The 13,524-nt window shown below is 70.8% G+C and carries 12 protein-coding genes; 6 read left to right on the top strand and 6 right to left on the bottom strand.

Going from position 1 to position 13,524, the window contains the following annotated elements:
* Window positions 1-40: 40 nt before the first annotated feature.
* Window positions 41-1,522 (bottom strand): AMP-binding protein, encoded by a 1,482-nt coding sequence (locus KBY32_RS14265; RefSeq protein ID WP_308293729.1) that lies wholly within the window; start codon window positions 1,520-1,522, stop codon window positions 41-43.
* Window positions 1,519-2,874 (bottom strand): MFS transporter, encoded by a 1,356-nt coding sequence (locus tag KBY32_RS14260; RefSeq protein ID WP_247689435.1) that lies wholly within the window; start codon window positions 2,872-2,874, stop codon window positions 1,519-1,521. The genes KBY32_RS14265 and KBY32_RS14260 overlap by 4 nt, the downstream gene beginning before the upstream one ends.
* Window positions 2,875-3,033: 159 nt before the next feature.
* On the opposite strand from KBY32_RS14260, the gene KBY32_RS14255 reads away from it, so the two are divergent.
* Window positions 3,034-4,839, top strand: a complete 1,806-nt coding sequence (locus KBY32_RS14255) for a GAF domain-containing protein (RefSeq protein ID WP_210980281.1) — start codon at window positions 3,034-3,036, stop codon at window positions 4,837-4,839.
* An 18-nt stretch (window positions 4,840-4,857) separates the two neighbouring features.
* On the opposite strand, the gene KBY32_RS14250 is transcribed toward KBY32_RS14255, so the two are convergent.
* From KBY32_RS14250 to KBY32_RS14240, 3 genes are all read right to left on the bottom strand, one after another.
* Complete coding sequence (locus KBY32_RS14250) at window positions 4,858-5,265, bottom strand: DUF4190 domain-containing protein (protein WP_055619950.1); 408 nt, start codon at window positions 5,263-5,265, stop codon at window positions 4,858-4,860.
* A 237-nt stretch (window positions 5,266-5,502) separates the two neighbouring features.
* Window positions 5,503-6,726: a threonine--tRNA ligase gene (gene thrS / locus KBY32_RS14245; RefSeq protein ID WP_210980359.1), complete on the bottom strand. Its 1,224-nt coding sequence runs from the start codon at window positions 6,724-6,726 to the stop codon at window positions 5,503-5,505.
* 207 nt (window positions 6,727-6,933) lie between these two features.
* A complete protein-coding gene (locus KBY32_RS14240; RefSeq protein WP_210980280.1) occupies window positions 6,934-7,854 on the bottom strand; it encodes an NADP-dependent oxidoreductase in 921 nt (306 codons plus the stop codon).
* Window positions 7,855-8,280: 426 nt separating this feature from the next.
* Here KBY32_RS14240 and KBY32_RS14235 point away from each other — a divergent pair, with 426 nt between their 5' ends.
* The 3 genes from KBY32_RS14235 to KBY32_RS14225 all read left to right on the top strand — a co-directional run bounded on the left by KBY32_RS14235 (window position 8,281) and on the right by KBY32_RS14225 (window position 9,958).
* Complete coding sequence (locus tag KBY32_RS14235) at window positions 8,281-8,847, top strand: dihydrofolate reductase family protein (protein ID WP_210980279.1); 567 nt, start codon at window positions 8,281-8,283, stop codon at window positions 8,845-8,847.
* An 87-nt stretch (window positions 8,848-8,934) separates the two neighbouring features.
* Entirely contained in the window at window positions 8,935-9,441 is a 507-nt protein-coding gene (locus KBY32_RS14230; protein ID WP_210980278.1) for a DUF3291 domain-containing protein, read from the top strand.
* Window positions 9,442-9,499: 58 nt separating this feature from the next.
* Window positions 9,500-9,958, top strand: a complete 459-nt coding sequence (locus tag KBY32_RS14225) for a pyridoxamine 5'-phosphate oxidase family protein (protein ID WP_210980277.1) — start codon at window positions 9,500-9,502, stop codon at window positions 9,956-9,958.
* A 26-nt stretch (window positions 9,959-9,984) separates the two neighbouring features.
* Here the strand turns inward: KBY32_RS14225 and KBY32_RS14220 are convergent, their stop codons facing one another.
* Complete coding sequence (locus KBY32_RS14220; RefSeq protein ID WP_210980276.1) at window positions 9,985-10,578, bottom strand: DUF4291 domain-containing protein; 594 nt, start codon at window positions 10,576-10,578, stop codon at window positions 9,985-9,987.
* Between the two features lie 317 nt (window positions 10,579-10,895).
* On the opposite strand from KBY32_RS14220, the gene KBY32_RS14215 reads away from it, so the two are divergent.
* Both KBY32_RS14215 and KBY32_RS14210 read left to right on the top strand, forming a co-directional pair.
* Window positions 10,896-12,857, top strand: a complete 1,962-nt coding sequence (locus KBY32_RS14215) for a hypothetical protein (protein ID WP_210980275.1) — start codon at window positions 10,896-10,898, stop codon at window positions 12,855-12,857.
* Window positions 12,858-12,922: 65 nt separating this feature from the next.
* Window positions 12,923-13,306, top strand: coding sequence for a VOC family protein (locus KBY32_RS14210; RefSeq protein WP_210980274.1), 384 nt, complete (start codon window positions 12,923-12,925; stop codon window positions 13,304-13,306).
* Window positions 13,307-13,524: the final 218 nt, after the last annotated feature.

Genomic DNA, 13,524 nt, shown 5'->3' with positions numbered 1-13,524 from the left:
TCCTGCTCGGTCCGGTGGCGAGGTCGGTACGGGGGAGGCGTCATCGGCTCGGCTCCGGCATGCGCTCGGCGCGCAGCTCCGAACGCCTCACCTTGCCCGCCGCGTCACGCAGGGAGTCATGGACGAGCTCGATCGACCTGGGCAGCTTGTGCCCTGACAGCCGGCCGTCGAGGAAGGCGTGGATGTCGTCCGGCGTGACGTCGGCCTGGCGGGGCGTGTGGACGATCGCGTGCAGCCGGTTCCCGGTGTCGGTGTCGGGCAGGCCGATGACGACCGCGGTCAGCACCTGCTCGTGCTCGACCAGTGCGGCCTCGATCTCCGCCGGATACACGTTGACGCCCCCGACCGTGATCATGTCCGAGCGGCGGTCGAGCAGGTACAGATAGCCGTCCGCGTCGAACCGTCCCATGTCCCCCAGCGAGGACCAGCCGTCGCGCGTGGTGGCCTCGGAGCCGATGTAGCGGTAGGTGGCAGGGGCCCCCGGAGTGACCCGCATGTAGATCTCCCCGGAGACATCGGGCTCGGTGATCTCCGTACCCTCGGGGTCGAGGAGCTTCATCTGACCCCATGTCACCTTGCCCACAGAGCCGACGTGTCGGGTCCACTCGTCGCCGCGGAGGGTGCAGCCGGCTTCCGCCTCCGTGCCGCCGTACAGTTCCCAGATCCGTTCGGCGCCCAGCCAGTCGATCCACTTCCTCTTCAGCCAGACGGGGCAGGGCTCCGCGCAGTGCCAGACGGCACGCAGGGAGGCGAGCGAGTATGTGTCGCGGACCTCGTCCGGGAGCGCCGTGATCCTGCGCATCATCGTGGGCACCAGATACACCCACGTCACCCCGTACTCGTCGATCGCGGAGAGCGTCCGCTCGGCGTCGAACCTGGTCAGCAGGGTCACCGAGCCGCCGAGGAAGATCGTCGTCAGGGCGGTGACGAACGGGGCGTTGTGGTGCAACGGAGCCGTGATCAGCGCCTCCTCGCCGGCGCCGATCCGCCACATGTCCGAGTCGAACGAGGAGGTCACGGCCGGCCTGCCGGACAGGATGATCTTCGGGCGGCCGGTGGAGCCGCCGGAGGTGGGGGCCTTCCAGGACGTCGCGATCGCCGGTTCCAGGTCGTCGTCGCTCTGCCCGGCGCCCAGTTCCTCGACCGTCACCGCCCTCGTGCGGTCGACGAGCGAGCTGTCCGCCTCGGTGACCACCACGGCCGGGTCGCCCAGTTCGAGGACGGCGTCGAGCTCCGCCGGCCTCATGCGGGGCGACAGGACCTGGGGGGTGGCGCCGGCCTTGTAGCAGGCGAAGACGGCCAGGACGAGATCGGTCGAGTTGGGCAGCAGCAGGGTCACGATCCGGCCGGTGGCCGCTCCGGCGGCCAGCAGTCCGCGCGCGACCCGGTTGCTCCCTCGATGCAGCTCCGTCCACGTCAGTGTGTCCGCTCCGGCGCGCACCACCACGGTGTCCCCGATCTTGGCGGCGTACGCGCCGGGGATCCCGGACAGGGGGAATCCTTCTCCGGGCAGGAACGTCACGTCAGTACCTCCGGGTCGCGCTCGACGGTGGACGGTGCCGCGGCCTGCGGGGTCGCGCGGTCCTCCCTGCGCAGCGCCCAGCGCAGGGCGACGGCGAGTCCGCCCGCCACGAGGGACGCGACGATCACGATGGGGAAGCCGGAGGTCGGGTCCCCGGAGTCGGACTCGGCCAGACCGAACAGATACGGCCCGACGAACCCGCCGCAGAGGCCGACCGTGTTGATGAAGGCGAGCCCGGCGGCCGCCACGATCCCCGACATCCGGGCCATGGCGACCGACCAGAAGACGGGCAGGGTGCCGAAGAGCAGCATCGACATGACACCGATCAGGACGATCCGCACGGCGGGGGAGGAGACCGCGAGGAACACCGCCGCGATCAGGGCGGGGGTCACCGCGAGGACGCCGATGGTCAGCGACTCGCGGGGGAGGCGGCGGAACAGCGCGGGGACCACCAGCACGCCGATCGTGCCGCCGATGCCGGTCACTCCGCTGAGCAGGCCGATCAGGAAGGAGCCGTTCACGTCCAGCGACTCGATGATCGAGGGCACGTTGAACGTGACTCCGTTCATCGTCAGCTGGTTCAGGAAGTAGATGACACCGATGAGCAGGATGAACGGCCGCCCGAACGCCTGACCGACGTTGCCCTTGAGGCTGTGCCCGCCGGCGCCCCGGCCGCCGTCCTCGGCCCGCTGACTGAGCACGGCGGCCTCATCCTCGGCCAGCCACTTCGCGTCGGCCGGGACCTCGGGCAGGAAGGCCAGGACGACCAGCCCGATGGCCATGGTGATCAGGCCCTCGATGAGGAACATCCACTGCCAGCCGTGGAATCCGGCGACGTCGTCGAGCTCCATCAGGGCACCGCCGAGCGGCCCGCCCAGGAGCAGACCGAGCGTCGGCGCCAGGTAGATGAACCCGATCGCGGTGGCGCGGTCCTTCTGCGCGAACCATCGCGTCATCATGAACATCATCGCCGGGTACAGACCCGCCTCGGCGGCGCCGAGGGCGATCCGCCCGATGTAGAAGGTGACGTCGTCGGCGATGAACATCATGAGGGACGTCACCGCGCCCCAGGTCAGAGCGATCCGGGCGATCCAGCGCCGCGGACCCACGCGGTACATGACGAGGTTGCTGGGCACCTCGAACAGCGCGTACGTCAGGAAGAAGAGCCCGGCGCCCAGGCCGAACGCCGCCGCGCTGATGCCCACGTCCGCCTGCAGATGGGTCTTGGCCAGGGCGATATTGGTCCGGTCGACGTAGGACATGAAGTAGGTGAGGCAGAGGAGAGGCAGCAGCCGCAGCATCGCCTTGCGGGTCGCGACGGTGTGCAGACCGCCGACAGCAGGAATCGACATGCTTGTCACTCCAAGGGAAGCCGGGCCCCGACGGGGTTACGTGTGCGGTGACAGGTGACAGTAGGGCGCTGCGGGCCTGAGCGGAGATGGAACGTACCTACACCGCTGGTGCCGCGATGGTGTATGAATTCACCACCTGAGGCAGAGGCGGTGGCAACGATGGCGCAGAACGACTCCGGCACGGCCGGCTCCAGCGGCGACGGCGAGCTGACGTCCTACCGGCTGCGCCGCGAACGGGAGTTGAGCAGCCTCTACCAGACGGCCCGCTCGCTCACCGCGTTGCGCGAGGTCGACGAGGTGCTGCGGTCCATCGTCCGGCACGCCCACGAACTGATCGGCAGCGACTTCGTCTATCTGTCCCTGCTGGACGCCGAGGGCTACCTCACCCTCAAGGCGTCCGCCGGCACGATCTCGTCGGAGTTCTCGTCCGCGCGCGTACCGCCGGGACGGGGCCTCGGCGGGCGCGTACTCGAGGACAAGGCGCCGTTCTGGGTGAGCAACTACCGCCAGGCGCAGGCCCTGCCCCACGACCCCACCTTCGACCTGCTCGTGCCCCGCGAAGGACTCACGGCCCTCCTGGGTGTACCGCTGCTGGTGGGCGAGGAGGCGATCGGCGCGCTCTTCGCCGCCGACCGCACCGAGCGCCCCTTCGAGAAGGACGAGGTGGCGCTCTTCAGCGCCTTCGCCAGCCATGCCGCGGTCGCCCTCAACAATGCCCGCCTCTACGAGCAGACCCGGGTGTCGCTCCGGCGGCTCGAGGACGCCTACCGCACGATCGAGGAGCAGGTCTCCACACTGGAACGGGCCGCAGCCGTGCACGAGGCCCTGACCCATGTGGTGCTGACCGGCGGCGGGCCCGGCGACATCGCCCACCTGCTGGTCGAGCAGCTCCAGGGCACGGTCACCATCCAGGACCGCGACGACAGGGTCCTGGCGGTCCGGCCGCACGGCGAGGCGGGCGAGGACGGAGAGGAGGACCTGGGACGCCGGCTGCGCGACGAGGCCCGCGGCACCGGGCGGTGCGTCTCCGCGCGGGGCCGGGACGGCGGCTACCGCAGCGTCATCGCCGCGCGGGCCGGTGGCAGCCACTTCGGCTTCCTGTGCCTCACTCGCGAGGCCGCCCCGCAACCGGCGGACGTCCGCATGCTCGAGCGCTCCGCCCAGATCATGGGGTTGCTGATCCTCATGCGGGACGCGCGCGTCGAGGCCGAGGAACGGGTGCGGGGCGAACTGCTCATGGAGCTGATGTCACCGTCGCCCCTGCATCCCGCCCAGCGCGACCGGGCGCTGTCCCGCGGGGTCGACGTCGACCACCTCGACACCCTCGTCGTGGTCGAATGCCCCGAACGATCCGCCGCCGACATCGTCCGGCAGCTCAAGCCCTTCTCCTCCGCCTGGTCGGGGCTGGCCGGCGAATACCTCGGCCGCGCCACGATGCTCCTGCGCACCGGGGACGAGAACGACCTGCCCCGCGCCCTGCACGACTCGCTGCGCCGGGCGCTCGGCGCCCCCGCCCTCGTGGTCTGCGACCGGATCACCGGCCAGAAACGGTCCCGCTCCCACGCCCTCGCCCTGCGCTGCCTGAAGGTCCTGCGCGCGCTGGGCGAGACCGACCGCGGCGCCGGCACGCAGCAGTACGAGATGTACGCCCTCGTCTTCGACCCCGACCGGGCCGACGACCTCGACCGGTTCCTCGCCGACAGCCTGGGCCCGCTCCTCGAGTACGACCGCCGCCGCTCCACGCGCCTGGTGGCGACGGCGGCCGCCTACTTCGCCCACTCGGGAAATCTGAGCCAGACGGCACGCGCCTTGCACGTCCACCTGAACACCCTGCTGAAGCGGCTGGACAGGATCGGTGTCCTGCTCGGCGAGGACTGGCGCTCGGCGGACTCGGCCCTGCGCCTCCATCTGGCACTACGGCTGCACGAGCTGCGGGCCGCCGTCGACGGACCGGCGCCGGGCTGAACCACCCGCCGTACGCGGTCAGTTGTCGTTCACGTCGCGTTCGAAGTCCTGGGCGCACTGGTCGCGCTCCGCCTGGCTGTCGGCGTGCTGGACGCAGTCGTTGTAGTCCTTGAACGAGTCGGAGGTGAGGAAGGAGACCCCGACCGCGACGATCACCGACGACGCGATGAGCCCCAGCGCACCGAGGATCGCCCCGGCGACGGCCATCCCACGATGCCGCGCACGTCCACCGCGGGCGCGCCGGGCGGCGACGATCCCGAGGATGAGGCCGAGCAGGCCCAGGATGATGCCGCCGAAGACCGTCCAGAAGAACACGCACGCCGTGATGCCGAGCACCAGGGCCGCGATCGCCATGCCGTTGCTCCGGGGAGCCTCGGGCTCGTGGTACCCGTCGGAGGAGTAGGGGTGAGGGGCCTGGTGTGTCATCCGATTCCTCGCTGCTCGCAGTCCGCTGTGACCTCGCTGTGGTGCCTCGCTGCCCGTGTGCCCCGTGCAGCGCGGGACATACGCCGTGTCAGACGGCGTCTGCCGGCCGGGCGTTGACGCTGAGGCCGGCACCCCAAGCCGACCGCATCCCGCCCGGGAAGCCAGGCCGCATCACGTACCCCGAGCCGTGCCGCACCACGCACCCGGCGCGGGGCAAGATCGTCACCGATCTCTGACCTACGCGTCGTCTCCCCACAGCTCGGTGCTGTGCGCCCCGACGAGAGCGCCGATACGTCCGAGCACGTCATCGACCGGTAGTGGGTCGAGCCGGCGGCCGTCGCGCAGCCGCAGCGCCACGCGGTCGGCGGCGGCCTCCCTGGCACCGATGACGGCCTGGTACGGAACCAGGCGCGCGTCACGGATGCGGGCGCCGAGGCTGCCCCGGTCCGGGCCGTCGATCCGGGCCCGCAGCCCCAGCCCGGCGCAACGCCGGGCGAGGGACGCGGCGTTCGGGATCTCGGCGTCGGAGATCGGCAGGATCACCAGCTGGGTGGGGGCGAGCCAGGCGGGGAAGGCACCCTGGTGCTGTTCGATGAGATGGGCGACGGCACGCTCCACACTGCCGATGACGCTGCGGTGGACCATGACCGGGCGGTGCTTGGCGCCGTCCGCGCCGATGTAGTGCAGATCGAACTGTTCGGGCTGGTGGAAGTCGACCTGGACGGTGGACAGGGTGGATTCGCGGCCGGCGCCGTCGGTGACCTGGACGTCGATCTTCGGGCCGTAGAACGCGGCCTGTCCCTCGGCCGCTTCGTAGGGCAGGCCGCTGCTCTCCAGGACGTGGATCAGCACGGCGGTGGAGCGCTGCCACTTCTCCGGCGCGGCGACGTACTTGCCGCCCGGGCCCGGAAGGGAGAGCCGGTAGCGGGTCGGGGTGATGTCGAGTGCCTCGTAGGCGCGGCGGACCATCTCCAGCGCGACCCGCGCCTCCTCGGCGACCTGGTCCAGGGTGCAGAAGATGTGCGCGTCGTTGAGCTGGATGGACCGCACCCGGGTCAGCCCGCCCAGCACACCGGAGAGCTCGGAGCGGTACATGCCGCCCAACTCCGCCATGCGCAGCGGCAGTTCACGGTAGCTGTGAGAGCGGGAGCGGTAGATCACCGCGTGATGAGGGCACAGACTCGGCCGCAGGACGACCTGCTCCCCGCCGAGGTCCATCGGCGGGAACATGTCGTCGCTGTAGTGGGCCCAGTGCCCCGAGATCTCGTACAACTCCCGTTTGCCGAGGACGGGCGAGTACACGTGCTGATAGCCGGCCCGCCGCTCGACGGTACGGATGTACTCCTCCAGGGTGTGCCGCACGGCCGCCCCGTCGGGGAGCCAGTACGGCAGACCGGCCCCGATCAGCGGATCGGTGTCGAACAGCCCGAGTTCACGGCCGAGTCTGCGGTGGTCCTGCACGGTGGTCATCACGGTCTCCCTGCTGGTGGCGGGGCAAGTGGACCGGGCCCACGAAGCCCCGGGACACTCGCCCGGGGCTTCGGATCAGATCGTCTGTCAGCGCGCCGGGACACTCTCCGGCGTCGTCGTCATGGCAGCGCGCTTCATGCCGCAGACGGTAGCAGCGCGCCGTGCTGTCCGCCCGCCCATTTTTGGCGGACTGTCGGCTCAGCTCTCCGCGACCCGAATGATCGTCTTGCCGTGCACGCGCTTGCCTGGAGAGAACGCGGCGGCCGCCTCCGCGAGCGGGCGGACGGCACCGACGATCGGCTTGAGCCGCCCGTCCCGCACCCGCTGCGCGAGGTCGGCCAGACGGGTCCGGTCGGGCTCGACGACGAAGAAGACGCCGCGTCCGCCACGGGGGTGGACGGTGACCGGTTCGGCGATGGTGACCAGGGTGCCACCCGGGCGGACGACGGCGGCGGAGCGTTCGAGGATCTCACCGCCGATGACATCGAGGACGACGTCGACCTCGCCGACCTCCTCCAGCTTCTCGGCTCCGAGGTCGACGAACTCGTCCGCGCCCAGGTCATGGGCGGTCTGACGGTCGGCCGCGCGCCCCGTGCCGATCACCCGCGCGCCGGCCTCGCGCGCCAGCTGGACGGCTAGGGAGCCGACGCCTCCCGCCGCGCCGTGGATGAGCACCGTCTGCCCGACGGTCAGGTGTGCGTGGTCGAACAGGGCCTGGTAGGCGGTGAGCCCGGAGATCGGCAGCGCGGCGGCCGTGACGTGGTCGACGTCGGCCGGAAGCGGGGCGAGATTGCGTGCCTCGACAGCCGTGTACTGGGCCAGCGTCCCGTTGCGGGCCCAGTCGGTCAGGCCGAAGACACGCTGACCGACGGTCAGCCCGGTGGTGCCGTAGCCGAGCTCGGTGACCACCCCGGACAACTCGTGCCCGGGCACGCTCGGGGCGCGGTCACGACCGGCCCGGTCCGTCCAGGTGCTGGGCCAGTCCAGCTCACCCGGGGTGAACCCGGCGGCGTGGACCTCGACGATCACGTCGTTCTCGGCGGCGTGCGGATGGGCCACCTCGGAGAGGGTCAGACCATCGACACCGGCGTCACGGTCTTGGACGGTGATGGCTTGCATGAGGGGTCCTCGAAGTCGGGAGGGAAGCAGGGGAGCGGACGTCGCGCCTGATGACGCGGGCGATCCGTGGGAAGCCGGTTCGCCCGCCGTGACCGCTCCCCGCACCCGTCCACCCCGTTATCGCACACGGTGGGGGATACGGCACGACAGGCAGATGCCGGGCGCGATCACGTCTCCGACCCTACGACCGGAGCGGCCCAGAGATCTGGGCCATTTCGGGACCCTGCCACTGGTCCATTCGCAGGTCGTCCCGGTGATGATCGTCGCGCGATCGGGCGGCTTGCCGGGGTCGACGGCGTCCATCACGCTGACTGTCGAGGGCGGTTATCGGAATGAGGGCGACCGGGGCGTACGGATTGCGCACCGATGAGTTTCCCGCGCCGCGCGGGTCTCACTGTCGGACACCCACGGAGGGAAGGCTGCGCCATGCGGAAGCTCATCTACGGCATGAACCAATCCCTGGACGGCTACATCGCCGCCACCGGCGACGACATCGGCTGGAGCGGTCCGCCGAGCGAGGAGCTGTTCCAGTGGTGGCTCGACCTCGAGCAGACGTGTGAGCTGGCGCTGTACGGGCGCAAGCTGTGGGAGACGATGAGCTCCTACTGGCCGACCGGCGACCAGCGACCCGACGCCACCCCGGCCGAGCAGGAGTTCGCGCGGACCTGGCGGGACACGCCGAAGGTGGTGTTCTCCTCGACGATCGACAAGGTCGACTGGAACGCCCGCCTGGTCACCGGCGACGCCGTCGCCGAGATCACCCGGCTCAAGGCCGAGGACGGCGGCCCGATGCACATCGGCGGCGCCACACTCGCCGCGGCGGCCATGCGCGCCGGACTCATCGACGAGTACGTGGTCGCGACCCACCCGGTCCTGGTGGGCGGCGGCACACCGTTCTTCACCGCGCTGGACGGCTGGGCGAACCTGGACATGCTGGACACGCGAACGTTCCCCGAGGGCGTGGTCATGACGCGATACGAGACGAGGCGCTGAGCAGATGCCCTGAACTCGCCGCTCCGCATGCCCAGTTGCTGAGACAGGGGTACCTGGTCGCATGGATCCCGACCTAACGTCCGGTCCATGACCGACACCGCGTACGAACTCGCCCAGGTGAACATAGCCCGACTCAAAGCGCCTTTGGACACCCCGCTCTTGAAGGACTTCGTCGACAACCTCGACCCGGTCAACGCCGACGCCGACGCCGCCGCCGGATTCGTGTGGCGGCTGCAGGACGAGGAGGGCGACGCGACGGCCATCCCCGTCTTCGGCGACCCGTGGCTCATCATCAACATGTCGGTGTGGCGGGACACGGACGCGCTGACCGCCTTCATGTACCAGGGCCGCCACCGGGAGATGCTCAGCCGCCGGCGCGAGTGGTTCGAGCGGGTCGAGGAGGCCATGACCACGCTGTGGTGGGTGCCGGAGGGCCACCGTCCGACCGTCGCCGAGGCCGAGTCCCGGCTGCTGCACCTGCGCACCCACGGCCCGACGCCGTACGCCTTCACTTTGCGCACGTCGTTCCCACCCGGCGGCGCCGACCCACTGCTGGGCGAGGTCCCGGAAGGGCTGGGCTGCTCGGCGCTCTGAAGTGGCCCGGGACTCCCGTCCACGAAATGCCCGCGCCGCCAAGAACGTTGACCACATCATGACGCAACGACCAGCACCCCGCGCCCTGTCCGACGAAGCCCTCTCCGACCTGCTCGGCAAGCAGCGGTTCGGCACGCTCGCCACCGTCAAACGCAGCGGCCACCCCCACCTGACCACCATGGTCTACAGCTGGGACGCCGAAGCCCGGACGCTACGGTTCTCGACCACGGCCGACCGGGTCAAGACCGCGCATCTACGACGCAACCCGAGCGCGGCGCTTCATGTACAGGGCGGCGACGTGTGGTCGTTCGCCGTCGCCGAGGGCGAGGCCGAGGTCTCCGACGCCACGACCGTGGCGGGCGATGCGGTCGGACGGGAACTCCTGGCGATGATCCCGCCCGAGGCGAAGCCGGACGACGAAGCGGCGTTCCTGGCGGAACTGGTCGCCGAGCGCCGAGTGGTCATCCGGTTGAAGGTGGACCGCCTGTACGGGACGGCGCTCGATATCGACGGCTGAAAGCCCGTCTCACATGGCAGATCAGCTCAACGGCGTAGGTGAGCCAGGTCCCCTTCGGCCACGGGGTAAGGACTTTCACGGGGCAGCAGTTGCCGTGCGGTCTCCAAGTCGCCGTCCTGTACATGCGCGTGAATGGTGTGGGCGAGGGACGTGATGTCGGTGATGGAGACGGTCCACTCATCGGCGTAGAGACGTGCGGCTTCGCCGGCGAGGCCGAGCTGGAGCGAGCGATGGTCGAGCGGCCGAAGATGCAGGTCGCGTTCGGGGTCCCATTGAACCCGGGCCGGAGCACGCTTCAGTTGGCGCTTCCACGTGGCACGGTCGGCGTGGAGCCCACGCTCGTAGTGGGACAGGCAGGCGTGTTCCAGTGCCCACTCGAAGCCCGCACGGGAGATCTCGACGGCGAGGACGGTCTCCTGCCCTTCTTTGCTGCCCCAGCCGCAGCGGTACATCATCCACAGGAACGACGGCTTGATCCATGTCATCCGGTCCCGCTTCCATGCCCCGGGGAAACGGCCATCTCGGGCGGCCGGCAGGCCGATTTCCGGGGAGTAGGCCTGGTAGACGGTGACTGTGGAGCCCGTGTGCAGGGATCGAATCTGGTATTTGGGTTCTGGCACGGGGACCAGAGTGGGCCCACTGTTTCGCGCGCGCCATCCAATTACCGTGGCCGGCCGTGGGCCTCCTTACTGATCGTCTCAGAGGGAGAGCCAGACGGTCATTCCTCGTCGAGCCGCTGGAGAAGTGTCACCGACCAGCTGTGGATTGGACGGCCGCGCTGCTGCAGTTGCCGCGCAGGCTGCCCCTCCGCCTCAGCAGTGCGACAGCCCGGTCACCTCGCCTTGCCGAGGACTGTGACCCGTGCGGGCGCGTACCCCAGCCCACACCACCCCTGCCCGCCCTTGTCCGACCGCGATCAGCAGAGGATCATGACCGCGTGCGGCCGCGACAGAGCCTCGACGAACTACTCATCCGTGCCGGGCTCACCGTCGTCGCGGAGGCGCGTCCCGGCAGCCTGTTCCCGCCGGAGGCCGGCTGGCGCATCGCGCGGGGCATCGCGGCGCCGGACGGTGCCACCGTAGAGGAGCTCGACGCCACCTGGTGGCGCCGACTGACCAGCGCCGACGGCGAGTTCCTCGTGGCGGTGGGCGGGCATCGGATCGGCGGCAACGACGCATGGTGGACGCGGGTCCGCGCGACGGACGTCATACCGCGGCTGACCGGCGGCCCGGGGTTCCTGGCGCTCTCGCTGGACGGGCGGACACTGCTGGCGGAAGTGCCCGGCGCGGACGGCACCCGGGTCACCGCGCTCGACCGGCTCCCCGAGCGGTTGGCGGCGGCCGCGGAAGCCGCCGGGAGCGAGACGGACGCCGAGCGCGACGAGGTGTGGGCGGCGGTGCCCGGAACGCCCGCTCACCCCGCGCACTGGGCCGAGGGAATCGGGCGCAATCCGGCCGCGCCGGACGAACTCCTCATTGAGTTGCTGGACGTGGCCGACGGATTCCTGCACAGCTGCGATCGACCGGCCGTTCTGGACGCCGCGCTGGCGCACCCCGATCCCCGGGTGCGGAGCAGCACGGCCGACACGTTCCGGCCGAAGCTCACCCCGGAACAGTGGGTGCGGCTGATCCTCGCCGAACCGTCGCCTGGCCGCCGCGTGCTGTGGGCCGAGCATGCCTGCGCCCGAGGTGTCGAAATCCCTGAAGACCTGTACGACGACCTCCTGGCCGGCCCTTCCCGCGCCCAGGCCGCCGAACTCCCCGGCATCCCCACGCACCAGCTCCCCGGCCTCGCGGCCGATGCCGATCCCGGGGTACGCGCGGCCGCCTGCGCCCGGTGGGACGACCTGCCCGCGCTTCCGCGGGAGCGGCTGCTGGCCGACGCCGAGGGCACGGTGCGCGCCGCCGCGCTGCTCGCCCATCACATCGCCGTCCCGATGCCGCGCGAAGTCCTCGCCCTCCTGCCCGAACCCCGGCGCGCGCTCGAACAGTGCCGCCTGGCGCCCGAGCTGGAGGCGGAGCTGGTCCGGGACGCGGACCCGGAGGTACGCCGGGCACTGGCCGCCAACCCCACGCTCTGCGCGCAGAACGTCGCCGTCCTGGCCCAGGACCCCTGCGACGACATCCGCGCGGTGGTCGTACTGCGCCCCGACCTCACCGAAGAGCAACGGGCCGCCGTACGCCACGACTTCGACCCGGGATCGAGGTCGTACCCCGTGCCCTGGGTGGAGCGCCTGCACGGCGACACCGACGCGATGCGCCGCCTTGCCGCCTCGTCCCATCCCCTCATCCGCCGCAGCGTGGCCAGGGCCCGGCACCTCCCACCGGACGTCGTGGAGCGGCTGGCCCGGGATGAGGACCGTGTGGTCCAGCTGTTCCTCGCCGAATCCTGCGACGACGCACCGGCCGCGATGCTGCTGGACGTGTGGCGCTGGTGGGACGGCAGCTTCAGTCACCCCGGCCGCCCCCGGAACCACCCCAACTTCCCGCGCACCGGCCTGCTGCGCCACGCCGACGACCCCGACGGGCGGATGCGCCGGCTTGCCCTGGACGATCCGCGGTCCACGCCCGCCGACGTCGCACGCCTCGCCCGCGATCCGGAAGCCGAAGTCCGGCACCGGGCCGCCGAGGACCCCAGGTTGGCACCAGCCGACGCGGTGCGGCTGCTGAACGACCCGGCGCATTACGTCCGCGCGGCCGCCGTACGCAACCCGCGGCTCCCGGCCCGCGTCCTGTCCGCGCTCCTGCACGACCGGGCCACGGCCCACGAGGCGATCACCAACCCGTCCATCCCGGTCCCCGTCCTGCACCGCCTGCTGGCCGCGTCGGCGGCAGCGCTCCGCAGCCGGACCTCCCGTCACGCCGTCGGCCGGACCTCCCACCCCGCCATCGGCCAATAGTCAAGACACCGCCCCGCCGATCAAGTCGGTGGCGCCCGGCGCCCACATCCGGAAGGCTCGCGCGCATGGCCTCGATATTGCAGAACGTAGCGATCGACTGTGCGGACGCCTATGAACTGGCGACCTTCTGGAGCCGGGTGACGGGTCGTCCGCTGCACCCCGAGGCCGCACCGGGCGACCCGGAGACCCAGGTGGTACTGGCGGACGGCCCCGCGCTCTACTTCAACCAGGTCCCCGAGCCCAAGACGGTCAAGAACCGCGTCCACCTGTGTCTGCGGCCCGACACCTCGCGCGAGGAGGAGGTGGAACGGCTCCTGGGCCTCGGTGCCACGCTGGTCGCCGACCTCCGCAACCCCGACGGTTCCGGCTGGGCCGTCCTCGCCGACCCCGAAGGCAACGAGTTCTGTGTTCTGCGCAGTGAGTCCGACCGAGCCGCGACCACCCCCTGACGCTGTCATCCCATATCCGAAATATCGGACCACTACGATGAAGATCCCGATGATGGTGATCAGTCTTCGACAGGGGTTCGTATGCACGGCACGCGCACGTCGGCCCGGGACCGGAACCGGTGGTGAGGCGGCCGGGCCGACGTAACGGCGTAGGCGTCAACGGTCGCCGTGGACCACAGCCGGACGGCGGTACCCCGCGGCTCCCCACGCCGTCGGCG

The organism is Streptomyces sp. RK62 (assembly GCF_018070255.1).
Taxonomy (GTDB): Bacteria; Actinomycetota; Actinomycetes; order Streptomycetales; family Streptomycetaceae; genus Streptomyces; species Streptomyces nigra.
Note: the sequence above shows the minus strand (reverse complement) of the source record. Positions and strands in the feature narration are given on the sequence as shown.

What these genes read in the sequence shown, in the direction of transcription:
- KBY32_RS14260 (WP_247689435.1), bottom strand. Translation starts at nt 2,874, where the DNA reads ATGTCGATTCCTGCTGTCGGCGGTCTGCACACCGTCGCGACCCGCAAG.
- KBY32_RS14255 (WP_210980281.1), top strand. Translation starts at nt 3,034, where the DNA reads ATGGCGCAGAACGACTCCGGCACGGCCGGCTCCAGCGGCGACGGCGAG.
- KBY32_RS14250 (WP_055619950.1), bottom strand. Translation starts at nt 5,265, where the DNA reads ATGACACACCAGGCCCCTCACCCCTACTCCTCCGACGGGTACCACGAG.
- KBY32_RS14240 (WP_210980280.1), bottom strand. Translation starts at nt 7,854, where the DNA reads ATGCAAGCCATCACCGTCCAAGACCGTGACGCCGGTGTCGATGGTCTG.
- KBY32_RS14235 (WP_210980279.1), top strand. Translation starts at nt 8,281, where the DNA reads ATGCGGAAGCTCATCTACGGCATGAACCAATCCCTGGACGGCTACATC.
- KBY32_RS14230 (WP_210980278.1), top strand. Translation starts at nt 8,935, where the DNA reads ATGACCGACACCGCGTACGAACTCGCCCAGGTGAACATAGCCCGACTC.
- KBY32_RS14225 (WP_210980277.1), top strand. Translation starts at nt 9,500, where the DNA reads ATGACGCAACGACCAGCACCCCGCGCCCTGTCCGACGAAGCCCTCTCC.
- KBY32_RS14210 (WP_210980274.1), top strand. Translation starts at nt 12,923, where the DNA reads ATGGCCTCGATATTGCAGAACGTAGCGATCGACTGTGCGGACGCCTAT.